Origin of the sequence: Bacillus sp. RC242, from assembly GCF_044908245.1 — a bacterium.
In the GTDB taxonomy this organism is placed as follows: domain Bacteria; phylum Bacillota; class Bacilli; order Bacillales; family Bacillaceae_G; genus Bacillus_A; species Bacillus_A mycoides.
Window position 1 is genome coordinate 188,828 of the sequence record NZ_JBIYCZ010000003.1, and the last position, 25,134, is coordinate 213,961.

21 protein-coding genes, 1 pseudogene and 1 other annotated feature are annotated in these 25,134 nt (G+C 34.8%); of the genes and pseudogenes, 18 read left to right on the forward strand and 4 right to left on the reverse strand.

The annotated features are described in order from the left end of the window. Positions 1 to 4: 4 nt before the first annotated feature. The 7 genes from nagA to ABH957_RS07900 all read left to right on the forward strand — a co-directional run bounded on the left by nagA (position 5) and on the right by ABH957_RS07900 (position 7,415). Positions 5 to 1,168 carry an N-acetylglucosamine-6-phosphate deacetylase gene (gene nagA, locus ABH957_RS07870; protein WP_404456251.1) on the forward strand — a complete coding sequence of 388 codons (1,164 nt, stop codon included), beginning with the start codon at positions 5 to 7 and terminating at the stop codon, positions 1,166 to 1,168. Positions 1,169 to 1,172: 4 nt separating this feature from the next. Next, positions 1,173 to 2,018: a tagatose-bisphosphate aldolase subunit GatY gene (locus ABH957_RS07875; protein WP_404456254.1), complete on the forward strand. Its 846-nt coding sequence runs from the start codon at positions 1,173 to 1,175 to the stop codon at positions 2,016 to 2,018. Between the two features lie 12 nt (positions 2,019 to 2,030). Then, the gene (locus ABH957_RS07880) at positions 2,031 to 2,945 is read left to right on the forward strand and encodes a 1-phosphofructokinase family hexose kinase (RefSeq protein ID WP_404456257.1); all 915 of its coding nucleotides are present in this window, start codon (positions 2,031 to 2,033) and stop codon (positions 2,943 to 2,945) included. 19 nt (positions 2,946 to 2,964) lie between these two features. Beyond that, the gene (locus ABH957_RS07885; protein ID WP_404510927.1) at positions 2,965 to 3,906 is read left to right on the forward strand and encodes an ROK family protein; all 942 of its coding nucleotides are present in this window, start codon (positions 2,965 to 2,967) and stop codon (positions 3,904 to 3,906) included. Positions 3,907 to 4,098: 192 nt separating this feature from the next. After that, positions 4,099 to 4,911 (forward strand): polyphosphate kinase 2 family protein, encoded by an 813-nt coding sequence (locus ABH957_RS07890; protein WP_404456493.1) that lies wholly within the window; start codon positions 4,099 to 4,101, stop codon positions 4,909 to 4,911. Positions 4,912 to 5,090: 179 nt separating this feature from the next. After that, positions 5,091 to 5,630 (forward strand): PadR family transcriptional regulator, encoded by a 540-nt coding sequence (locus ABH957_RS07895; RefSeq protein ID WP_404444484.1) that lies wholly within the window; start codon positions 5,091 to 5,093, stop codon positions 5,628 to 5,630. A 36-nt stretch (positions 5,631 to 5,666) separates the two neighbouring features. Continuing rightward, positions 5,667 to 7,415, forward strand: coding sequence for an MFS transporter (locus tag ABH957_RS07900; protein WP_404456260.1), 1,749 nt, complete (start codon positions 5,667 to 5,669; stop codon positions 7,413 to 7,415). 37 nt (positions 7,416 to 7,452) lie between these two features. On the opposite strand, the gene ABH957_RS07905 is transcribed toward ABH957_RS07900, so the two are convergent. Then, positions 7,453 to 9,318: a leucine-rich repeat domain-containing protein gene (locus ABH957_RS07905; RefSeq protein WP_404444478.1), complete on the reverse strand. Its 1,866-nt coding sequence runs from the start codon at positions 9,316 to 9,318 to the stop codon at positions 7,453 to 7,455. A 174-nt stretch (positions 9,319 to 9,492) separates the two neighbouring features. Here ABH957_RS07905 and ABH957_RS07910 point away from each other — a divergent pair. Next, a pseudogene (locus tag ABH957_RS07910) lies at positions 9,493 to 10,762 on the forward strand (MFS transporter). 133 nt (positions 10,763 to 10,895) lie between these two features. Here ABH957_RS07910 and ABH957_RS07915 read toward each other — a convergent pair. Next, positions 10,896 to 11,879, reverse strand: a complete 984-nt coding sequence (locus ABH957_RS07915; protein ID WP_404456266.1) for a ketoacyl-ACP synthase III — start codon at positions 11,877 to 11,879, stop codon at positions 10,896 to 10,898. Between the two features lie 376 nt (positions 11,880 to 12,255). Here ABH957_RS07915 and ABH957_RS07920 point away from each other — a divergent pair, with 376 nt between their 5' ends. From ABH957_RS07920 to ABH957_RS07945, 6 genes are all read left to right on the forward strand, one after another. Next, a complete protein-coding gene (locus ABH957_RS07920; protein WP_404456269.1) occupies positions 12,256 to 12,444 on the forward strand; it encodes a hypothetical protein in 189 nt (62 codons plus the stop codon). 471 nt (positions 12,445 to 12,915) lie between these two features. Next, complete coding sequence (gene hflX, locus ABH957_RS07925; protein ID WP_404456272.1) at positions 12,916 to 14,175, forward strand: GTPase HflX; 1,260 nt, start codon at positions 12,916 to 12,918, stop codon at positions 14,173 to 14,175. Between the two features lie 267 nt (positions 14,176 to 14,442). After that, a complete protein-coding gene (locus ABH957_RS07930; protein ID WP_404510929.1) occupies positions 14,443 to 15,654 on the forward strand; it encodes an MFS transporter in 1,212 nt (403 codons plus the stop codon). 10 nt (positions 15,655 to 15,664) lie between these two features. Next, positions 15,665 to 16,582, forward strand: coding sequence for a cysteine synthase A (gene cysK, locus ABH957_RS07935; protein ID WP_404456278.1), 918 nt, complete (start codon positions 15,665 to 15,667; stop codon positions 16,580 to 16,582). A gap of 77 nt (positions 16,583 to 16,659) precedes the next feature. After that, a complete protein-coding gene (locus ABH957_RS07940; RefSeq protein ID WP_404456281.1) occupies positions 16,660 to 17,172 on the forward strand; it encodes a GNAT family N-acetyltransferase in 513 nt (170 codons plus the stop codon). Between the two features lie 93 nt (positions 17,173 to 17,265). Then, a complete protein-coding gene (locus ABH957_RS07945; RefSeq protein ID WP_404510931.1) occupies positions 17,266 to 18,090 on the forward strand; it encodes a DUF4037 domain-containing protein in 825 nt (274 codons plus the stop codon). Positions 18,091 to 18,131: 41 nt separating this feature from the next. On the opposite strand, the gene ABH957_RS07950 is transcribed toward ABH957_RS07945, so the two are convergent. After that, positions 18,132 to 19,766 (reverse strand): putative polysaccharide biosynthesis protein, encoded by a 1,635-nt coding sequence (locus tag ABH957_RS07950; RefSeq protein ID WP_404456284.1) that lies wholly within the window; start codon positions 19,764 to 19,766, stop codon positions 18,132 to 18,134. A 373-nt stretch (positions 19,767 to 20,139) separates the two neighbouring features. After that, positions 20,140 to 20,362, forward strand: a binding site (T-box leader). A gap of 322 nt (positions 20,363 to 20,684) precedes the next feature. On the opposite strand from ABH957_RS07950, the gene ABH957_RS07955 reads away from it, so the two are divergent. After that, positions 20,685 to 22,028: a sodium-dependent transporter gene (locus ABH957_RS07955; protein WP_404456287.1), complete on the forward strand. Its 1,344-nt coding sequence runs from the start codon at positions 20,685 to 20,687 to the stop codon at positions 22,026 to 22,028. Positions 22,029 to 22,067: 39 nt separating this feature from the next. Here ABH957_RS07955 and ABH957_RS07960 read toward each other — a convergent pair whose 3' ends face one another. Then, entirely contained in the window at positions 22,068 to 22,772 is a 705-nt protein-coding gene (locus ABH957_RS07960) for a polysaccharide deacetylase family protein (RefSeq protein ID WP_404456289.1), read from the reverse strand. A gap of 326 nt (positions 22,773 to 23,098) precedes the next feature. Between ABH957_RS07960 and ABH957_RS07965 the strand changes: the two genes are divergently transcribed. The 3 genes from ABH957_RS07965 to ABH957_RS07975 all read left to right on the forward strand — a co-directional run bounded on the left by ABH957_RS07965 (position 23,099) and on the right by ABH957_RS07975 (position 24,994). Further along, entirely contained in the window at positions 23,099 to 23,362 is a 264-nt protein-coding gene (locus ABH957_RS07965; protein ID WP_377866100.1) for a CD3324 family protein, read from the forward strand. 193 nt (positions 23,363 to 23,555) lie between these two features. Continuing rightward, positions 23,556 to 24,242, forward strand: a complete 687-nt coding sequence (locus ABH957_RS07970) for a DUF421 domain-containing protein (protein ID WP_404456292.1) — start codon at positions 23,556 to 23,558, stop codon at positions 24,240 to 24,242. Positions 24,243 to 24,352: 110 nt separating this feature from the next. After that, a complete protein-coding gene (locus ABH957_RS07975) occupies positions 24,353 to 24,994 on the forward strand; it encodes a FusB/FusC family EF-G-binding protein (RefSeq protein WP_377866098.1) in 642 nt (213 codons plus the stop codon). The last annotated feature ends 140 nt before the right edge of the window (positions 24,995 to 25,134 follow it).

Here is a 25,134-nt window from a genome sequence, read left to right on the forward strand (position 1 = left end):
ATTTATGAATTATTACGTCAAAGCATCTATGTATCTACTAGAAGATGGTGTTTGTGAAAGTGGATATTTACATATTGTAAATGGCTACTTTCTAAAACATGTTGAAGAAACAGTAGACGGAGCGCTGGTAATGGATTTTGAAGGAAGTATTATTTCTCCAGGATTTGTTGATACGCATATTCACGGTGTAGCGGGACATGATGTAATGGATAGCACATATGAATCGTTAAATAATATTTCTATTATGTTATTGGAAAATGGTGTTACGAGCTTTTTGTCAACTATATTAACTGATTCTTTAGAAAATACAGTAAGATCCTTAAGGAATATAGCTCATGCAAAAAAGAGGGGAGTGGCAGGGGCAAGTATTATTGGATCTTTTCTTGAGGGACCTTGTTTTACGGAAGTCTATAAAGGTGCACAAAACCCAAAGTATTTTATTGATCCAACTATTGAATTATTAGAGGAGTGGATTATTGCATCAGAAGGGACGGTTAAAAAAATTGCAATGGCACCAGAGAGAAAAGGTGCTATTACGTTTATACAGCAAGCTGTGAAAAAGAATATCCGTGTAGCAATTGGTCATACGAATGCAAACTATGAGGTATGTCAGAAAGCGATTCAGGCAGGAGCGACAATCTTTGTGCATACGTTTAATGGAATGAAGGGGTTACATCATCGTGAACCTGGCGTTGTTGGGGCAGTACTTTCTACTGAGGGTGTGTATGGTGAAATCATTCCAGATGGACATCATGTCCATCCGAGTGTAGTGAATATTTTATATAAATGTAAAGGATATGATAAAACTTGTTTAGTTAGTGACTGTATGCGAGCAGGCGTATTAGGGGATGGTGCATATAATTTAGGGGAATTTGTTGTCCATGTAAAAGAAGGAATTGCCCGAACAGAGGCGGGATCTTTAGCGGGAAGCACACTTCGATTTATTGATGGTGTGAAGAATATGGAGAAATGGACAAATGCATCGTTATGGGAAAGCGTCCATATGGGTTCGCTAATACCGGCTAAAAGTATTGGAGTTGACAATGAAATTGGAAGTATTGCACCAGGGAAAAGAGCTGATTTTCTTATATTAACAGAGGATTTAAACCTTATAGGGACATTTGTCGGGGGAGAAATGAAATATAAAAAGAAAAAAGAAAGGATTTGAGAATATGCTTGTTTCAACTCAATTTATACTGAGAAATGCACAAGAAAATGGCTATGCGGTTCCTGCTTTTAATATTCATAATTTAGAAACTTTAAAAGCGGTAATTGAAACCGCAGTAGAACTTAGGTCACCTGTTATTATTGCTGCTACACCAGGTACGATAAAATATATGGGAAAAGAATATCTTTTGTATATGATTGAAGCAGCAAGGAAGCGATATGATATACCAATCAGCCTACATTTGGATCATCATGAAGATATAAAAGATATTAAAAATTGTATCGATTTAGGAGTTCGTTCTATTATGATCGATGCATCACATCATCTGTTTGAAAGGAATATTCAGATTGTTCAGGAAGTTGTGGCGTATGCAAAACAATATGGAGCAACAGTAGAAGCTGAGTTAGGGCAATTATTAGGAATAGAAGAAGATATAATAGTAGAAAACTCAATTTATACAGATCCTTATCAAGCTAAAGAATTTGTAGAACGTACCAACATTGATTCACTAGCAGTTGCAATTGGGACGGCTCACGGGCTATATAAAGGGGAACCAAAATTAGATTTACAAAGATTAACAAAAATTCGGAAGCAAGTTGATATTCCGCTTGTACTACATGGAGCATCTGGATTATCGGACAGTCTAGTCCAAGAAACAATTCGCTTAGGAATTTGTAAAGTGAATATCGCCACAGAATTAAAAATTGTATTTGTAACAGCATTACGCCATTATTTACATACTAATCCAGAAGAAAATGACCCGCGTAAATATTTTTCAGATGCAATTCTGGCCATGAAACAAGTTGTTGCGGATAAAATAAAGATGTGCAAAAGTTTGAATCGAGTGTAGGGAGATATTTTTATGATTGCGACAATTACATTGAATCCATCTGTTGATATGCGATATGAATTAGGAGAATTAAAACCACACAAAGTGCATCGCACGAAGGACTATGAAAAAACTGCGGGTGGAAAAGGAATTAATGTATCGAGAGTAATTCGGTTGCTAGGAGAAGCGGTAACAGGTATTGGTTTACTTGGTGGTAGAAATGGTGAGTTCATAAGAGGAGAATTGAAAGAACTATCAATTATAGATGAGTTTGTTTCCGTGAAAGAAGAAACTCGCAATTGTTTAGCGTTAGTAACAAAAAATTCTGCTTCGGCTACTGAAGTATTAGAAGTAGGTCCAGCTATTTCGGAGGATGAAATAGCTCTTTTTATAAAAAAATATGAAAGAATAGTAAAAGATTTTGAGTTTATTGTTGCATCGGGAAGTTTACCTAAGGGTATCCCAAACTCATTTTATAAACAGTTGGCACAAAAAGCTGCTGAAAATGGTAAGAAATTTATATTAGATACAAGTGGAGAGCCATTATTTCATGGCATACAAGGAAAGCCATTCTTAATTAAACCAAACAGGCAAGAAATTTGCCAGTTGCTTCAAAAGGAGCATGTATCACAGGAAGAAATGATTGCGGAAGCAACTAAAATATGCGAGGGAGGCGTGCAGTATGTTCTTCTGTCACTTGGAAGAGAAGGGGCGATACTTATCACGAAAGTTGAAAGCATTAGGGCAATTATTTCAGAAATAAACTCTATCAATGCTGTTGGCTCAGGAGATGCAATGGTAGCAGGAATAACGTTTGCACTCGCTGAGGTAAAGGATGCACTTCGATTAGCAGTGGCGTGTGGAATGGCGAATGCAGCTGAGCAAGCAACAGGTTATATACAGCTTAAAACTGTAGAGAAATTCTATAATGAAATTACAATTGTGTAAAAGTAGGGAGGGGAGAAATATGGTGAAGTGTATTGCTTGTTTTGATATTGGAGGAACTTTTATTAAATATGCAATGATTGATGAACAAGGAATAGTATATGAACAAGGAAAAATAAACACACCAGGACAAAATCAAAAAAAAGAAATTTTGCATCGCATTTGTGAAGTAATACATGAGTTTGAAAAGAGTTATACAATTCATTCTGTTGGTATATCATCATGTGGGATTATTGATAATATAAAAGGAGAAGTTATGTTTTCTGCTAATATTCCGGGATATAGTGGTACAAAAATAGCAGATTACATTTATAGTGAGACAGGGTACGTGGCAACTGTTGAAAATGATGTTCGTTCAGCTTGTCTCGGTGAAATGTGGAAAGGAGCGGGGAGAGGTAAAGAACATATTGTTTTAATAACACTTGGAACCGGGATTGGTAGTGGGGTTATTACAAATGGCCAATTGCTTCAGGGAGCAAAAGGGCTAGCCGGAGAGCTTGGCCATATGATAATTCTTCATAATGGAGAAAAATGTAGTTGCGGTGGAGCAGGGTGTTACGAGAGGTATGCATCGACTTCGGCGCTGATTCGTCAATATAAAGAAGCATCTAAAATACAAGGAATAGAGATAGGTACAATTACAGGTGAAGAAATTATAGAACGTATATATATAGGAGAGCAGTTGGCGAAAAATGTATATGATCAGTTTTTGCAGTATGTTGTTACTGGTTTAGTGAATATTACCCATATGTTCAACCCCGAATTAATTATTATAGGGGGAGGTATTACAGAACAAGGTGAACCATTTTTGAGAGAAATTCAGGAAAGGTTCCACGACAAAGTAATGGACATTTATCAAAATAAGACGAACATCGCTTTAGCATCATTACATAATGATGCCGGTGTATATGGAGCATGTTATGTAGCATTGAGCCGATGTGAGGCAAAATCAATGAATATATAATTTAGAAGGTAATTATCGAAAAGAGTTAATAGGAATATACGTTCTTTGATGATGTTGCTATAAAGTATTTGCAGATGTGATTTATCATTTCTGTTCTTCATTGAAAACGTGAATCAAGAGGTGTACTAATATGAAAAAATTCCCAATAATATGTTAAAATAACATTGTCATACAACAAGGGGGATTTGTTTTATGGAAAATGGACATCTTGCTAAAGTAGATGTAACGAAAAGAATTGAATCAAAATCTAAGTACAATAAAAAACTCGAAAAATATCAAATGCGCTTATTAGCATTGCAGCAAATTTTAAAAGAAGAAAAAATCGCTGTTATGCTCGTTATGGAAGGTTGGGATGCAGCAGGTAAAGGCGGAGCAATTAAGCGAGTGACTGAACATCTTGATCCGCGTGGATTCCAAGTAAATCCAATTGGCGCGCCTGCTCCTCATGAAAAACGGTATCATTATTTGCAACGTTTTTGGCGGAAACTTCCTCAATATGGGCAAATTACTATATTCGACCGTTCTTGGTATGGGCGTGTATTAGTTGAACGTGTTGAAGGTTTTGCTACAAAAGAAGAGTGGACGAGAGCGTATGGTGAAATTAATGATTTCGAAAAACTATTAACTGATGATCATTACATAATCGGAAAGTTTTTCTATCATATTAGTAAAGACGAACAATTAAAAAGATTTACAGAAAGAGAGAACAACCCTCTTAAAAGATGGAAAATTACAGACGAAGACTGGCGTAATCGTGAAAAATGGGATGAGTATGTCGAAGCAATGGAAGATATGTTTGAAGAAACAAATAAGCCGAATGCTAAATGGAATATTATTGCGAGTAATGATAAATTATACGCTCGTTTGAAAACATTGAAAGTGATTACTACATTAATTGAGGACTATTTCTTAGAGCATAATATAGAATTACCTTCTTATTACTATGAAATAAAAGAAGGTAAGAAAAAGGAAACTGAATCTATGCAAGATGTAGGAGTTAAATAGTAAAAAGTTTTGTGTAGGAAATATGAAGAGAGGCTGTCCTGTAATTTGGAAAAACCAAATTACAGGGCAGCTTTTTTAGTTAGAAACATTTTACAATTTACAGAATAAGGTATATAATCAATAATCATATTAACATTGTTAATATGATTATTGATTATATGCTATGTGGGGGTCTTATTTTGAAGGGAAGAGATGTTGTTTTAGGTTTATTAATGGAAAAAGAATTGTCTGGTTATGATATTAAAATTTTGTTTGAAGATGTATTTACTCATTTTTTTGATGGAAGCTTTGGAATGATTTACCCAACTTTAAGACAATTAGAAAAAGAGGGGAAAATAAAAAAAGAGGTTGTTATGCAAGAAGGGAAACCGAATAAGAAAATGTACTTTATTACAGATGAAGGGCGTGAAGAGTTTTATCAATACATGCAAACGGATGTAGAGAAAGACGTTTTACGTTCAGATTTTTTAATGAGGATGTATTTTGGTAATTATAGTGATCATAAGGCGATAAAAAAATGGATTGAAGACGAAATTGAAAGGAAAGAAGCGTACATTGCAGATCTTCGTTTGAAATATGAACAATGGAGAGAAGGTATTACTTTCGTTGAAGAAATTTCGCTCGATGTAGGTATTGCATCATATAGTGCACAAGTAGAGACGTTGAAGAGGAAGTTACAGCAATTAGAAGTGAAAGAAAGCAATAAAACAAAAGAATAGAAACTGTGTTCGCAATAAATAAAGGGGTAGATTAACATGGAGCAGTCAAAGGGTATTAAGATTGTCTTTTTAATGTGCTTAGGTATTTTTCTTTGTATGATTGATACAACGATTATGAATATAGCTTTACCAGCAATACAATCGAGTGTAAATACTTCATTAGAGAAGATGTCTTGGGTATTAAATGTTTATACAATGACGATTGCAGTACTCGCAATCCCACTAGGACGGATAGCTGATATTTTTGGGAAAGCAAAGGTGTATATTCTCGGTTTAATTATTTTTGGTGGTGGATCAGTGCTTTGTGCTTTTGCTAATACAGGCGATTTTCTTATTTTTTCTCGTTTTATACAAAGTATTGGTGCTGCAATTTTATTTCCAACGAGTATGGTAATAGGTGTATCGGCTATGCCATTAGCAAAGAGACATGTTGCACTTGGCATTTTAGGAGTAACACAGGGGTTGTCAGCTGCAATTGGTCCAGTAATAGGCGGGATTATTACGCAAAATTTAGGATGGAGATGGGTGTTCTTCGTCAATGTTCCAATTTGTATTATTGGGATCATTTTATGCTGTATTATGCTACAAATAAAAGATGAAGAACGTATTATCTCAAAAATAGATTGGATTGGGCTCATATTAAGTAGTTCAGCGATTTTCTCTTTTACTCTCATACTAGTAAAAGGTAATACATGGGGATGGCAAAGTAATATTGCTTTGTCTTGTTATGTAATTAGCACTATTTCTCTTATTCTATTTGTTTTAGTGGAACGAAAGATTCATAATCCAATGGTGAATTTAAATTTATTTAAAGATCGAATGTTTGTCGGAGCGTCTATCGTTGTTATATTAAGTAATTTATTCTTAATTGGCGTTACTGTATTGCTTCCAACTTTTTTGACAAAAATACAGCACCGAACGGAAATTGAAGCTGCTTTTCTAGTGACACCTATTTCAGCAATGATATTTTTTATCTCACCTGTTGCAGCAACTTTAATTAAAAAGCTTGGAAAAGTAACTATTATTTTGTCAGGGTTTCTTGTTATGGGCCTATCCTACTATTGGTTGCAAATGATTGACGTTAATTCAACAAATATAGAAATTATTATTCCATGTATGATATTAGGTGTTGGATATGGTTTAGTAGTGGGGCCAATTACAGTTTTAAGTGCATCTTCGTTTGAAGGGGAATTATTAACTGCTTCTCAAACTGTCGTATCGATGTTACGTCAAGTAGGTATTGTATTAGCAGTAGCGATATTTGTATCTAACTTAACACACAACTTATCTGTAAATAAAGAGAATGTATATCGTTATGCAGAAGAAAAAGTGCGTAATATTCATGTGGATAGTGCTCAGCAAACTGAAATATTACAAGTAACAAAAGAAAAGATAGAGAAACAAAGTATAGAAACAAATATAGAAAAGAAACAAAATGGAACATTTGTAGGGCTAAATAAAGAGAAAAAAGAAGAATTAATTCACCAAAAGGTGGATGAAGTATTAAGCGGAGTTCCAGTAGAATATAGAGATGTAAAAAGAGAAGAAGTTATGAGTCAAGTGACAAAAGAAGTTGAAAGACAAGAGGAAAGTATGAAGAAAGAGGTACTCGCATTTTTGAATGATGTGAATCATTATGCTAAGAATCAGATGGCTATGAGTTTTACAGATTTATATAAAGCGAGTGTGCCAATTATTTTAGTTTGTGCTTTAGTAAGTTTGTTATTTTGGGAAGGCAAGGCTTTGAGTAAAAAGAGAAGGGAAAGAGTGGTAGAGGAAGTGTAAAGAAAAACAGGCTGCTATTAGCCTGTTTTTCTTTATGCTAGTATGAAAAATCTGGGTTTAATTCGTTAAACTTATGACTGTAATGCCTCTTATTATTAAAGCCAACAAAATCAATTCCGATGCAAGGCTCTAAATTGCCGTCTACAATAGTAGAATCCACGAAGCTAAAATGCTTTAACCGTGGTAGCTCTTTAATGAATTGTAGATTTTGTATGTTACCACAACTTGATAGAATGAGTGTTTCTAACTCTGTTAAATAACGCAAATAGTCGTGATTTTTAATTTTACTGCAATGATCGAATTCGACGTATTTTAAAGTTGAAGCATTGTTTTCAATTTCATCAATATGTTCTAAATTTCTTACATAATTGATTTCTAAATGTTTTAATTTAGGAAATGCTCTACATCCTTTTAATGAGTTAATGTTCCCTTGTGTAATTCTTAGTTTTTCAAGGTTTTGTAAAGACATTAATTCTTCAAGGTTTTTTTGTTTCGGTTTGTATTTCCAAATGTATAGTTCTTTTAAGTTAGAACAAGATTCGAACCCTGTAATGTTTTTATTCCACTGTATGTAAAGTTCCTCTATATTTTTAAAGCTTTCTAGTGCTGTTAAGTTTAAAGGGACTTGTGGTTCTTCTAGTGATAAAGAGTTTAAGTTTTTTAATTTATATAAAGCTGAATAATCGGTAATATAGGTACTATTAATTTGTAGCGCTTCGATTTGCGGACAGCGTTCTAGAAAATCAAGATGCTCCATACTATACCTAAGGTCATTAATGTAAACTTGGGTATAGTTGTTTGTATTAATGAATTCTACGTATTCATCCAGTCTGTTTTCATGAATTTGTACTGTGCCATCCATAACTAAAAAGTCTTTTGGTTTCTTCTTGATAGATATTTGTAAAGGATTCGCATGTTGAAATATTACCGTTTTGTTTTCTAAAATAGTTTCAACACTTGTTTTAACATTAGAAACACTGTCTTTTTCTTTGTATGCTATTAAAATAGACTCTATTTCTGAAGGATCTGTTAATAAAATTTTGGGATTCATTTCATATATTATATCTTCATTTGAAGGTATGCAGTTAACCATTGCTTCCAGTGCTATTAAACTTAATGGTTGTCCTTTTGTTAGCCAAGATTTAATCCGCGTCCAAGTTAGTTGTGATACTGCAGCTAATCGTCCCCAATCGCTATGAAATGATACTGCATTTTCCTCTATCCAATCCAATATTGCTGAGGATTGAAAAGAATGTAAACAAATGAAGGAAGTGGTCGGAAGCTCACATTCTAATACTGATTTTAGCTTTTCTATTACTAAAGGGAATGCTTCTTCAAATGGTAAACAGTAAGCGGCAGCGTGTGAAAGAGGTGCAATTAAATCTTCATCAAATTCCTTCCACAGTTTTCTTATCCAATCAGAGGCATTTTCTCCTAATACACATATAACAATCTCGAGTAATCGAGTTTTAATTACACCATTTATCGTGTTAGAAAAGCGGTTCATAACAGCATCTAATATTTCGCTTTTATCGTACATATTAAGAGCTTCAATTTCTTCTTCTTGAAGAAACCATCGAGTCATTGTGTAATCAAGTAAGTTTTTAAAGTTTGAGCGAACTTCTTCTAAAGTAGGCGCGGGTGCAAGTTTATGCTCATCCATCTCTAATTCTGGTTGCGTCGCCTCACCATCTCCTTCATAAAAATCGTCGTGCAAATAATACTTATAAGGTGAATGAACGATTGCAAGATTGTACCATTCATTTGGATGTAAAGATAACGAGATAAGACGTTCATGACATTGGCTACATAATTTATAAGGTTGATTTGCTTCATCAGATTCTTCTATTTGCTGTACTGGATTATGTTTGCAAGCTTCGCATAATTCTAGTGTTTTTTTCATTGTTTTCTCCTTGTATATTGTGAATAGTAGTATTTTTAATATAGCATGAGATAAGTAAAGTATAGTTAGAGATTTTTTAATAATTAAAGCGACGGATGAAAAATGACATTGAATATGTAACGTTAAACATAGTACATTAACAAGAGGAATTAATTTCAAAAGGAGGGTGAGAAAATGCTAGGTAAGGCGGATGCTTCAATAAGTAACCATATGTATACAGAAGAAGAGCAGCAAAAATTATATAAACGAACGTTAATAATAGTAAGTATTTCACAAATGTTCGGCGGAGCAGGGTTAGCTGCTGGTATTACAGTAGGTGCACTACTTGCACAGCAAATGCTTGGGACAGATGCATATGCAGGATTACCGGCTGCTATGTTTACAATGGGATCTGCGGTAGCGGCTTTCTTTGTTGGGAAGTTATCGCAAAAATATGGTCGCCGAATAGGACTTGCAACAGGGTTTATAGTAGGGGGACTAGGGGCTATTGGAGTTGTATTGGCTGCGTTAACAAATAGTATTATTCTTTTACTAGTTTCTTTACTCATATACGGTGCAGGTACAGCGACGAATCTACAAGCTCGTTATGCTGGTACCGATTTAGCAGATAGGAAGCAGCGAGCAACTGCTATTAGTATTACGATGGTTATGACGACTTTTGGTGCGGTAGCTGGCCCGAATTTAGTAGGCGTAATGGGAGATTTTGCCGATTCAATTGGAATTCCTAACCTTGCTGGTCCGTTCATATTATCGGCAGCGGCATTTATACTTGCGGGTCTTGTCCTTTTCGTTATGCTTCGTCCAGACCCGTTAATTATTGCTAACATAATAGAAACATATAAACAAGAACATACATATAAAGGGCAACCAGTAACAGAAGAAATGATAGAAAATAAACGTGGTGTTACTGTTGGAGCAATCGTAATGATACCTTACTCAAATAGTGATGGTTGCGATTATGACTATGACGCCAGTACATATGGGACACCATGGTCATGGACTAAGTGAAGTAGGGCTAGTCATTGGATTTCACGTAGGGGCAATGTACCTTCCATCGCTTGTTACAGGAATGTTAATTGATAAAATTGGCCGTACTACGATGAGTATAGCTGGTGGGATGATTTTACTTGCAGCGGGTGTCATAGCTGCGATAGCACCCAGTGATTCTTTACTATTATTAATTGTTGCTCTTTCTTTACTTGGATTAGGGTGGAACCTTGGATTGATTAGTGGTACAGCTCAAATCGTTGACTCCACAACTCCTTCTACACGTGCTAAAACACAAGGGAAAATAGATGTTTTTATTGCGTTAGCCGGAGCTTCAGGTGGAGCGATGTCAGGAATGGTAGTAGCTAATTCCAGTTATGCGGCATTATCATTAGCGGGAGGGGCTGTAGCCTTACTGCTTATTCCAGTTGTGATATGGTCTCGGACAGGTAAATAAAATTTAAATGAAAGAAGCGGCGTTCAAAGGGAGCTAATAAATCCTTGAATGCCGCTTTTTGTGATTAACTAATAGTTTAACTGGAATCGTTGATATAATTTCGTTTACCGTAATGTTAGCTGTATAAAAAGTGTTAGTCTAAATCCCACTCCACAATAAGCCCTAAATGCGTAAGACCACCGCCAAAACCGTACAGTAAAAGTGTATCTCCGTTATTTAATTTCCCTTCTTTTCTAGCTAAATCTAAAGCGAGTGGAATGGAAGCTGAAGATGTATTCCCCATGTATTTTACACTGGTTAAAGTTTTTTGAATTGGAATTTCAGTTTTCTCGCAAATAGATTCAATCATCCGTAAGTTAACACTGTGTGGTACGAACCAGTCTATATCATCTATTTGCATATTTGTGGTATGTAATAGTTCTTTTATACCTGCTGGCACTGTGCGTGTTGCCCATTTATATACTTCTCTTCCGTTTTGAACGATTTTTTCATTTGTTTGCAGTGGTGTGTCATTCATAGTAGTAGATAAGTTTGTTCTGTATAGATGAATGCCACCAGCACCATTTGTTCCCATGTGAGCAGCGATAAAGCTTGGTTTATTTTCATCTCTTTCTAATAAAATAGCTCCAGCGCCATCACCGAACAAAATACAGGTCGTTCTATCGGTGTAATCAGTAACTTTAGATAATGTCTCTGTCGCTATGACGAGTACTTTTTCATGTGATCCAGAAGTGATTAAGCTATTACCGACATGCAGTCCGTATGTGAAACCAGCGCAAGTCGCATTTAAATCAAAAGCTAGTGTATGAGGTATGTTGAAGTATTGTTGTATTTGGCAAGCAATACTAGGGAAAACATAGTCAGCAGTAGTTGTAGCGACGATGATACAGTCAATATCTTCTAAGTTTTTCTTATATGTTGTACACAAATTTTCGATTGCTTTAATGGCTAAGTGTGAGGAGTATTCGTCTTCGTTAGCAATCCTTCTTTCCTTCATTCCTGTTCTTTGCACAATCCATTCATCATTCGTATCGATCATCTTTTCTAAATCGTTATTAGACAATACTTGATCTGGAACATAAGTACCAATTGCGGTAATACGAGATTTAGAATTCATAGGAACATCTCCTAACTTATTTTTATAACCTGATACTAATATCAGGTTATAAAAATGTCAATAAAGATTTTCTGTTTAATAAAATTAATATATTTTAATAAAAGGAAAGGGATTTGAGGAGTGATGTCCAAATAATATACGGAAAGCTTCTAAAATTGATAATGAAGGGTTTGAGATTCTTGAAAAGAATCGTATATGTATTGTCTCTTTTTGGAAAGGGACAAGTTCTTCGCAAGTTATTATATATACAAGTGTAAGTAGCTGTGCATTTCGTTTTGCAGAGGGAGGAGAGTACTTAGTCTTTTCTTCTTATAGAGGAGAGGAAAAGTTAGAGACATCTATCTGCAGTGGAACGAAGAGATTAGATGAGGCAGAGTTGGATAAAACAGCTTTAAGCCATATTGCAAAAGAGTCTATTCCTACGAAGAAAGTGGATTTAAAAGGTGATATGGTGAGCGGCTTAAGTTCGTGGCAAGTTGTGCTTATTGTTATAGGTGTATTATTCATTGTAGCTGTGGTTATTTTTATTGTGAAAAGAACTCGCAAAAAATGCCGATTAAAGTAAAAATATAAAGATTTTCTTTAGTGTGATATAGGTTGTTAAACCTTGTGAAAGCGAATTACTTATGCTACACTTTATGTAACTTAAAATGAACGGAGGGGCTTCCTTTGATCTTAATCAGATTACGTCTCAATACTTTGTGCCGATAATTGAATAGCGCTCAAAGGCTCTGTCTGTGTACAGAGTGAACGGGATTGGTCTGCCTATTTTAAAGGAACCCTTTTTATTAAGCTTATATGTGAAAAAGAGGGAGGGACGAATACGCCCTCTTTTTGTTTTGCCTTTATAAATAGAATGGGATAGTATAGGTGAACACTTGTTGGATACGTATACTATCTTGGGACTTTTTGACCATGTTATAGAATGAAAGCACTGCTTTCTTCTATTTCTTTGGTGAACCCTTATCCGTTTACGAAAACACAGGCAGTGACCTGTGTTTTTTATTTTGCGTAATCGAAATGGAGGAATAAATATATGGAAGAATTATTACAAAGAGCAATATTAGTTGGAGTAAATTTAGGTAATGAAGCTGATTTTGTATATTCGATGGAAGAGTTAGCCAATCTTACGGAAGCTTGTGATGTGGAAGTAATCGGTCAAGTGACGCAAAATTTACAACGAGTAAATCCGTCGCATTATATTGGAAAAGGGAAGATTGAAGAAGTAGCAGCGTATGTGAAAGAAGCCGATGCGAATATGGTTATCTTTAATGATGAATTGTCTCCTTCACAAATTCGAAATTTAGAAGAGGATTTAGATTGTAAAGTAATTGATCGTACCATTTTAATTTTGGATATTTTTGCGCAACGTGCGAAAACGAAAGAAGCGCAGTTGCAAGTAGAAGTGGCCCATCTTCAGTACATGATGCCTCGTTTAATCGGTCTTCGTGAATCGTTAGGAAGACAGAGCGGGGGAGTTGGCACGAAAAATAAAGGTGTCGGTGAGAAGAAGTTGGAATTAGACCGTCGTAAAATTGAAGAACAAATTGCAGCTCTAAATAAAGAATTAGAGGCACTTGTTGCACAGCGTCAAACGCAGCGTAAACAACGTAAGAAAAATGAAATGCCAGTTGTGTCATTAGTAGGATATACGAATGCAGGTAAATCAACAATAATGAATACAATGCTTGAAATTTTTAATGGTACTGTAGAAAAACAAGTATTTGAAAAAGATATGTTATTTGCGACATTAGAGACATCTGTACGAAATATTGATTTGCCGGATAATAAATCATTTTTATTAACGGATACTGTTGGATTTGTAAGTAAATTACCACATCATCTTGTGAAAGCATTCCGTTCAACGCTAGAGGAAGTGGCGGAAGCAGATTTACTCATTCACGTCGTAGATTACTCAAATCCTAATTATGAGCAATTAATTGATATTACAAATGAAACGTTGAAGAAAATTGGCGTGGAAAATATCCCGACGATTTATGCATACAACAAATCAGATATGGTAGATGTTGAAATTCCGAAAGTGCAAGAAGATCGCGTGTATCTATCTGCGAAGAAACATGTTGGAATTGAAGAGCTTATAGAATTAGTTCGCTCACACATTTATAAAGAGTATACGAAGTGTGAAATGTTAATTCCATATGATCAAGGACAGGTAGTTTCGTATTTCAACAATCATGCGCACGTTTTATCTACGAGTTATGAAAACGAAGGTACGAAAATTGCACTAGAATGTAAGACGAGTGATTATGAGAAGTATAAGCGTTTTGCTATTTAATAAAAAGGGCGATCCTAATATGTTTTAGGGTCGTCTTTTTCTTCATAATTGCAAGCCTTCCCGTCGTCCTAACTTAGCATGAAAAAAAGTACAGAGAGTTCATATAAATAAATCTGATAAAACAGATAGGGAAAATTTAATATTTATGAAGTGATATTTCTGGAAAAAGAAATGAAACCAGTATAGAATAGAAATGTTTCAAAACTCAGAATTTATTACACTTACTGTAATAAATATATATTTTGTACGGGAAGGAGAGATTCGTATATGCCGGCAGTTTCACAAAAAAGTGCAGTGGAAACACCAACGATATATCGAATATTATTTGCGATTAGTTTCGGACATTTTTTGAATGATTCGATGCAAGCAGTTGTACCGGCGTTGTTTCCTATTTTGGAAAAAATGATGAATTTATCCTACATGCAAGTAGGGTGGATAGCGTTCGCGTTAAATATGACGTCATCGATTATGCAACCGGTTTTTGGTATGTATTCAGATAAGAAGCCGTCACCATTTTTATTACCACTCGGTATGTTTTCGAGCATGCTTGGGATGATAGGGCTCGCGTTTGCCCCGAATTTTATTATTGTTATTATTTCTGTTTTATTTATTGGATTAGGTTCCGCAGTCTTTCATCCAGAAGGTGCCCGCGTTGCTTATATGGCGGCAGGTGCCAAACGTGGTTTAGCACAAGCGATTTATCAAGTGGGAGGAAACACAGGGAATTCTCTAGCACCTATTTTTACAGCATTAATTTTCGTTCCGCTCGGTCAAATTGGTTCTTTAGGTTTTACAGCCTTTGCAGCAGTAGGAATTGTATTACTAATTTTTGTATCAAATTGGTATAAAAATGAATTAGCCACTGGTGCTGTAAGAAGGAAAAAGAGGGCTGCACTTGAGGCGGAAAATGCAATTGTAAGTACACATATTAAATTTGTTATTATACTTCTTGTTTTTCTAACATTTGTACGTTCTTGGTACGGTGCTGGTATCGGGAATTTTTATCAATTTTACTTAATTGAGCATTACGGTTTATCTATAAAAAATGCCCAGTATTTCGTATTCGCATTTATGATTGCTGGTGTATTAGGTACTTTCTTTGGTGGTCCGTTAGCAGATAAATTCGGTAAGAAAAAGATAATTGTATTTTCAATGCTCGGTTCAGCGCCGCTTGCACTTTTACTACCTCACGTTTCGCTCGTGTGGGTTGTACCATTATTTTTATGTATTGGTTTTATTAGTTCTAGTAGTTTTAGTGTAATTGTTGTATATGCACAAGAGCTTGTTCCTGGAAAAGTAGGGATGGTATCAGGGTTAATTGTTGGCCTTGCGTTTGGTCTTGGAGCATTAGGTGCTGTAGTCCTTGGAAAATTAGCTGATATGTATAGCCTTCAATTTATTATGCTATTATGTAGTTGTTTACCATTAATTGGACTTACTTCATGGTTACTGCCGAATGATAAGAAAACGATAGAATAGGGGATGCGCTATGAAATTATGTGAAAACGTTACAGAATTAATAGGAGATACACCTGTCGTCCGATTATCTAAATTTATTCCAGAGGACGCAGCTGATGTGTATGTAAAACTGGAAATGTTTAATCCGTCACGCAGTGTGAAAGATCGTGCAGCCTATAATTTACTTCATGCCGCTGAGGAAAAGGGACTTATAAAACCTGGTGATACAATTATTGAACCGACAAGTGGGAATACAGGAATTGGCTTAGCGATGAATGCAGCTGCTAAAGGATATAAAGCGATTTTAATTATGCCAGATAATATGTCCAAAGAGCGTATTAATTTATTGAAAGCATACGGCGCAGAAGTAGTTTTAACACCAGCTGAACAAAGAATGCCAGGGGCAATTGCGAAGGCGGTAGTGTTACAAAAAGAAATTCCAAATAGTTTTATTCCGCAGCAATTTGAAAATCCAGCAAATCCGAATATACATCGTTATACGACTGCACTTGAAATTTATGAACAAATGGATGGAGAGCTTGATGCATTTGTAGCAACGGCGGGAACGGGTGGAACAATTACAGGGACCGGTGAAACATTAAAAGAGAAACTACCAAACTTATATATTGCAGTAGTAGAACCGAAAGGATCACCAGTGTTATCTGGCGGTGTTCCAGGCCCTCATAAACTAGTAGGAACAAGTCCTGGTTTTATTCCAAAAAACTTAAATACAGAAGTGTATAACGAAATTATTCAAATTGCGGATGAAGAAGCATTAACTACAATGAGAAATTTAGCAAGACAAGAAGGCTTATTAGTAGGGCCATCTTCAGGAGCTTCTGTTTACGCAGCAATTATGATAGCGAAACGATTAGGCGCTGGTAAAAAAGTTTTATGTATTGCACCTGATACAGGTGAGCGTTATTTGAGTATGGGATTATTTGAATGAAATTGATAGAAACACCTTAATAGCGAAATAGAGCTATTAAGGTGTTTGTTTTAGGTTATTAAGAGGGGAGAATGACAATGAAACTATTAAAACCAATACATGAATATAGTGGGGAAATTATGGCATATAGACATGCGTTTTTACAATCAGGAGAACAACCACACGGCAGCAGTTCTCTACAAAATTTTGATTCTCTCGATGAATGGTTTGCAAAAGTGAGTATACAAGAAGTAGGAGAAAACTTACCATCTAATCGAGTGCCGTCTAGTCAGTTTTTAAGTGTTGAAAAAGGAGAACTTATAGGTTTTGTGAATATTAGACATCGATTAAATCCAGAATTATTACTGGAAAGCGGTCATATCGGTTATAGTGTCCATCCGAATAAACGTCGCCAAGGTTACGCTACGAAGCAACTGCAACTTTCATTGGCTGAGGCGCAAAAATTAGGGTTGAAGAAAGTGTTAATAACTTGTGATAAAGAAAATATTGGTTCTGCTAAAACAATACAAAAGGTTGGCGGTGTGCTAGAAAATGAAGTAGTTTCTTCTAATTCTGGCGAAATTGTTCAGCGTTATTGGGTAGAAATATGATTTAGTAGGAATTTGAAAAGGTAATGTAATGTTTAATATCGAAATAGATAAATGAAAAGTAAGGGGAGTACTGCAGTTTTAGGGGGAAATGCAATGGGATTAAAAGAGAAAGCGGTAGAGATGTCGGAGATTTATAGGCAAAACAAGAAAGTCGAAGCTATTATTTTAGCAGGATCTGTAGCGAGAAAGTTAGAAGATGAACATTCAGATATTGAATTACATATTTTATGGTCAGAACCACCAGAGGATGAAGAGCGTCTAGGTCCAATTAATAATATTGGTGGAACGATTTTGTCATATCATCCTTACGAGGACGAAGAATGGTCGGAAACGTATTTGACGAAAGAAGGAATTAAACTAGAGATTAGTAACTTTTTAACATTAACAGTAGAAAAAATTATTTCAGAAGTTATAGAGCAGTATGATACAAATTATGAGAAACAATGTATTGTATCATCGGTTCATGATGGTGTAAGTTTGTATGGAGAAGTAAAAGTACATGCTCTAAAAGATAGGATTGAAGTATATCCAGAAGAATTGGCGAAAAGGATGATTTCAGAAAATCTTTGGTTAAGCAATCGTTCGCATAATCGAGAGGCTCTTTTAACACGAAAGGATTGGCTTATGCTTTACGATGTTATTTGTGAAGTACAAAGAGATTTATTCGGTGTTTTATTTGGTTTGAATAAACTGTATGTACATCATCCTGCATTTAAATGGATGGCTTATAATGTAGAGCGTATGAATATCAAACCTGAAAATCTATATGAGCGTATGGCGAATACGTTAATAGGGAAACCGGAGTATAGTGTACAGGAGTTAGAAGTGTTGATCGAAGAGGTATTACATTTAGTAGAACAATATGCTCCAGAATTAAATATTGCTGAACAACAAAAGCGCATTCAATATGCGAAGTAAAAAAACAAGAGATGTAACAACGCGTTACATCTCTTGTTTTTTTATTTTACTAACTTTCCTAATACAGGTAAACGTTGAATACGATCACCGAGAATATGCGAAGCAAGTCCACTCGTTAGTACGAATAAAAGATAAACAAGTCCTCCTGCTGAGGCGCATATAAACACAATAATCAATGATTCTATATAAGATTGGCCAGGAATAATCCAACTTATAAATGCTCTTAATGCGATTACAACAGCAGACATTGCCGCGGAATAAAGCGTAATAAGAAATACTGTTTTTGCTGTTTCGCCAATTTTAAATTTCGCAAACTTAACGATGCAGTACAACATAATAATATTTGAAACGAGATAGCCAAGAATTGTTCCAAGCACAGCACCATGTCCACCGAATAAATGTAAGAGCGGTGTGTTCACCACAATTTTAACGAGAATACCGACTGAGAATGCAATCATTGTTTTTCTTTGATAATCAATTCCTTGTAATATAGCAGCTGAAACTGTGAAAATCGCACTTAATACAGCAGAAGGTGCAAATGAAATTAAATATTGTGATCCACTAAGTGCAATTTCAGGATTTACATAAACCATGCGGAATGCATCGTAAGCGATACTAGCAAGACCGAATGCGGCTGGGATAGTGAAGAATAACAACACTTGAAATATCTTTGAAATTTGTCCTTGTAATTCATCTAGCTTCCCGCTTGTAAATGATTTCGTTATAGCCGGAATAATTGTTAATGAGAATCCAGTTGCAAGTGAAGCCGGAATCATAATTAACTTTTGGGCATAGTTCGTTATATAAGCGAAAACTGCATTCGCGGTTTCTAAAGGTTCTCCCATCGCTCTAAGGACATCAGCTACGGTATATTGATCTACTAACGTATAGAGCGGGATTGCAATGCCTACAAATACAATTGGAATTGCATAACGTAGTAACTCCATATAAATACTTCTTAACGGAATGTTTGATGATCTCGTTTTCAGCTCACCCTCAGGAGGTTTTAATCCATTATATTTTTTCCAGTACATCATTAAAATAGAGACGCTTGCAAGTGCCCCGATAACAGCACCAAATGTAGCAACTGCAACAGAAGAAGCTACTGAACCTCCTAATAGTTTTGAGACGATAAAACTACCAACTAAAATGAAAACGACACGTGCGATTTGTTCTACGACTTGAGAAACAGCACTTGGTTTCATATGTTGAAAACCTTGGAAATAACCACGTGTAACACTCATAGCTGGTACGATAATAAGCGCGAAGCTTAATGCTCGCATCGTAAGTGTTACGTCTGCGATAAATTGTGGATCTGGTGTTTTCGAGCGAATAATAAATTGTGATATGTACGGTGCTCCAATAAATAAAGTTAAAAATCCTAAAAAGCCCATAAACATCATTAATTTTACGCTCGAGTTATACAATTTTTTACTTGTACTATAATCACCAAGTGCATTATGTTTTGCAACAAATTTTGAGACGGCAATAGGAATACCAGCTGTTGAAAAGCTTAATAAAATACCGTACCAAGAGTATGCGTATCCATATAAAGCGACCCCTTGCGTTCCAACTAATAATTGAAAGGGGAAAAAGTATATAAAACCTAAAATTCGTGAAATCATTGTTGCACCACTTAATAAAGCGGTACCTTTTAAAACTTTTGAAGTAGACAAAATTCTTTCCTCCTACTCGTGCTGTCTTGCATTTATCCCGCTATTTGCGGGCAGTAAGACTCCCACCTCAAAATGCGACTGGAGCAAAGAAGTTAGGTGGGAGATCAACTGCCCGTAAACGCCCGATTGGTTCAACTAATAATCAGTGAGGGATGAACAAAACCCCCACTGATTAAAGTTTCACTTTATCGTATACTACTATAAACCTGCTAGAGAAGTTAATACAGTATAAACCATAAATGTTCTAATACTATTCATAAAAAAGTCATATTTTGAATTTTTAAATAGAATGTAATGCATAAAATTTCAAAATATAAGTTGACACTATTTTTAATGTATGATAAAAATGATAGTAATCAATTCGGAAAATAATATTTGGGCAATGAAAGGGTATAGTAGTGAAAATCTCCCTATTTCAGAGAGCTGATGGTTGGTGTGAATCAGTATATAGATTATTCATGAAGTTCGTCCTGGAGCATCTTTCATAAATCTCACATTATGAGGAAATGAAAGACGGTAGTTTATACCGTTATCAAATAAAGTGGTGAAGATTGTTTCACAACTAGGGTGGTACCGCGATATTTATCGTCCCTACGTATTTACGTAGGGACGTTTTTTATTTAGGTCTTAACTTTGTTGTGTCTTCATAACTAGGGTGGTACCGCGATATTTTATCGTCCCTACGTATTTGCGTAGGGACGTTTTTTATTTAGGTCCTAACTTTGTTGTATCTTCATAACTAGGGTGGTACCGCGATATTTTTGTCGTCCCTACGTATTTACGTAGGGGCGTTTTTTATTTGAGAGGAAGTGGTTGGATTAGAACGGGCTAGTAATAGAACAATATGAACATAGAGCGAATTATAATGAAAAGAAAAAGAAAAAGAAAAAGAAAAAGAAAAAGAGAGGAGATAAAAAGATGAATTCACAGCAATGGACATCGAAATTAGGTTTCGTATTAGCTGCAGCAGGTTCAGCAATTGGTCTTGGGGCGATTTGGAAATTCCCGTATATGGCCGGCATCGGAGGAGGCGGAGCATTCTTCCTTATTTTCATCGGTTTCACATTATTAATTGGTTTACCGCTATTATTAGCTGAATTCGTTATTGGAAGAAGTACACAAAAAGAGGCTGTTGATGCGTATAGAGAGATTGCTCCTAAAACGTTATGGCCGTGGTTAGGTAAATTAGGGATTGTAACATGTTTCATATTACTTTCTTTCTACAGTGTTGTAGGGGGTTGGATTTTATTATACTTATGGAATGCAATTACAGGTAGATTATGGGAAGGAAATGGAGCATACGAAGCTACGTTTGGTGAAATCATTTCCAATCCGTATTTAGCAGTTGGATCACAGCTATTATTCATCCTTATTACTATTTTTATCGTAAGTAAAGGTGTACAAAATGGTGTTGAAAAAGTAAATAAATATTTCATGCCAGCACTATTCGTTTTATTCTTTGTATTAATTGTTCGTGCACTTACGTTAGACGGTGCTGGAGAAGGAATTCGATTCTTCTTACAACCTGATTTCTCAAACGTAACATCAGAAATCATTTTATATGCAATGGGGCAATCGTTCTTCTCGCTATCCGTCGGTGTAGCCGTTATGGTAACGTATAGCTCATACTTACCGAAAGAAGAAAGTTTACCGCGTTCAGCATTTTCTATCGTAGCTTTAACGCTTGTTATTACATTACTTGCAGGGCTTGCAATTTTCCCAGTTGTGTTCGCATTTGGAATGGAACCATCTCAAGGACCAGGACTATTATTTATCGTATTGCCAGCTATTTTCAGTAAAATGGCGTTCGGAAAATTATTCTTCATCGTTTTCTTATTACTATTCTTCTTTGCTACTGTTACATCAGCAATTTCGATGTTAGAAATTAGCGTTGCGTCCTTAACAACAAAAGGTAAAAGCAAAGGGAAACGTGAAAAAATGGCTTTAATTGTTGGGTTGTTAATCTTTGTTGTTGGGGTTCCATCAGCATTATCATTCGGTTTGTTAAGCGATGTGAAGCCATTTGGAAAAACAATTTTTGATTTAGCAGACTATGCGGTTAGTAACATACTAATGCCGCTTGGTGTTTTATTAGTTTCCATCTTTGTTCCGTTGAAAATGAAGAAAGATGTATTAATGAAAGAGCTTGGTGTAAGTGAAAATAAAGGCTATAAACTATTTGTATTATGGTTATTCTTACTTCGCTATATTGCACCAATTGCGATTGTTATCGTATTCTTAAATGTACTTGGAATTATATAAAAAGAAAGGTAGCGTATCATTCTATGATACGCTACCTTTTTATTTTGCTCTTTTTTGTAATTCGTTTACTGTTACGAACTGATAGCCCTTCTTAGATAAAGAGTCTAAAATACCTTCAATGGTCTGTAAATTTTCATTAGACTCATCATACATAGAGTGTAATAAAATGATAGAACCTGGTTTTACATTTTTACTAACATATTCAATTTTATCAGCTGTAGATTTATAAAAAGTATCAGGTTCAAGATCCCATGTGATTGTTTCGATATTATTTTTATTTAAATAGTATGGCAGTCCTATTAGTTTCTTACCGTTAGGTGGCCTAAAATCAATTTTATCTGTATATCCTGTTTGACGGATTATCGAGTTCGTTTTTTCTATTTCTTCTTTAATAAAAGAAGGAGTTTTGAAAACCATTCTATTATGAGAATATGTATGGTTTCCAAGTTGGTGCCCAGATTGAACAATCGCTTCACCTAATGGTAAATTGTTTTCTAATTCGTTTCCAATAACAAAGAAAGTAGCTTTAGCATTGTACTTATCTAGTAGTGGTAGTATTTGTTTTACATTGTTAGTAGGGCCATCATCAAAAGTTAAGGCAACTATCTTTTCATTTGTTTCAATGCGGTTTGTCAGTTCGCCGAATAATTGAAAACTTCTTGCATTCATTAATTTGTAAGTTCCGAATAATGCTATGGTAATAATAAATAGTGTAACTAGTGTAGTGATTATTTTTTTCTTCATAATACAACCTCATATTTATTTTTGATTCGATTAAAAAGTATTATATCAAACTAAGTAATTTTTTGCTTTGAAAAGGATGTGGATGCAAGGGGAAGGAATTTATCATATAATAAAATGCAAAAGGTATATTAGGAGGTGTTTATATGGCGATTATAATTCAATTGCCAGACACTGCAACGTCTCATGCAAAGCCAAGTATGGAAATGGCGATACTTTGCGTGGGGTAGACAAGTAATATACAATCGCCTAAATGAGCTCGTATCATTTTTTATATTTGGCTTTGCACCTTATTGAAATGAACCATAAAAAATAGGGGGCGAGCAGACATGAAATACGTAAAAGCTGCGACGGTTTTACCAGAAAGTTTAATTACCGAAATTCAAAAGTATATACAAGGTGAAACAATTTACATTCCAAAACAAGAAACGAAACATTATAAATGGGGTACACGATCTGGCGGAAGAAAACAACTGGATGAAAGAAATAAAGCAATTAAAGACGCTTTTAAAAGCGGAATTGCAATTCATCAATTAGCAGAAGAATATTTTCTTTCTGGAGAAACGATTAAAAAGATAGTGTATTCTAAATAAATTTTAAAAAAGAGTCTGATTCATATGTTATTTTGAATCAGACTCTTTTTTTATAGGTTCATTACAAAATTTGATTCGATATTTTTAGTATGAATGGGATGATAATAGCAAAAATGAATCGTAATTGTATAGTATGGAGGCGTGGATGGGAAATGAAAACGTTATATTTCATATGACAGAAAGGTGAACCTATATGAATCATCTTGGACAAATAACAATAGAATTGATTTTTGGTTTTTTTGTTCTATTGGTTGCTACAAAAATATTAGGGAAAACACAAATATCACAGCTAACGCCTTTTGATTTTATTTCTGCTATTGTTCTCGGAGAATTGGTCGGAAATACTATATATGACCCGGAAATAAAAGTATGGTCTATTTTATATGCAGTACTTGTATGGGGAGTGTTAATTTATATAATAGAAGTAATAACGCAAAAATTTAGAGGGACGAGAAGTTTTTTTGAAGGCTCTCCGTCAATCATTATCCGTAATGGATATATTGACCGGGAACAACTAAGTTCAAATCATTTGGACATAAACCAATTACAGCAAATGCTACGGCAGCAAAAAGATGTTTTTTCAATCCGGGAAGTTGAGTATATGATTTTGGAACCTAACGGAAACATAAGTGTTCTGAAAAAAAGTAAATATGAAACTCCCACTATAAATGATTTGAGTTTAAAACATAAGCCTGTATACTTACCCATTTCATTAATTAGTGATGGAAAAGTAGTGAAGGATAATTTAAGGGAAGCAGGTTTTGATGAGGGATGGCTTTATAAACAAATAGAGCAAAAAGGGATTACTAAATTTGAGGATGTACTATATGCGGAATGGAAAACAGATGATGGATTCTTTTGTCAAGAAATGAATCGGTAGAACATAATCGGAGTATGTAATGTTCATTTCTAAATTATCTTTTACATATCAAAAAACGTAATCATTGTATACAATAAAATTAGATCAACAATTTGTATGGAGTGATAAATATGGAAGCTTTTATTAGAAGTGATCAATATAATTTTATAAAGTCACAAGCTTATATTTTAGCAAATGGACATGCTACGGCAAATGATAGAGGAGTAATTCAAGCGTTAAAATCACTTGCAATTGAAAAGATAATACATGTATTTGAGAATTTAACGGATGAACAGAAAGAGTTAATTGATACGGTATTAACAGTTAAAAATAGAGAAGATGCAGAATCGTTTTTAATGAAAATAAATCCGTATGTAATTCCGTTTCAGGAAGTTACAGCACAAACGTTAAAAAAACTATTCCCTAAAGCAAAAAAATTAAAACTGCCTGATATGGAAGAACTGGATATGAAAGAATTATCTTATTTAAGCTGGATTGACAAAGGATCAAGCAGGAAATTTATTATAGCGAAAAATGATAAAAATAAGTTTGTTGGTCTGCAAGGAACATTTCAAAGTTTAAATAAAAAAAGCATTTGTTCATTATGTCATGGGCATGAAGAAGTAGGAATGTTTTTAGTTGAAATTAAAGGTGATGTACCAGGAACTTTCGTTAGAAAGGGAAACTATATTTGCAAAGATGGTGTAGCTTGTAATCATAATATGAAATCGCTTGATAAGTTACAGGATTTTATCGAGAGATTAAAGAAATAAAATGGAAGACCTCTAGTACTTAAACTGGAGGTTTTTATTTTTTGAAGAAGTAATAATAGGCTTCTTTTGTAGCTGTAGATTTATAAAAAAAGTCAGGTCATTTATAATGAAATTTGATAAAAACATCTATTTGGATACAG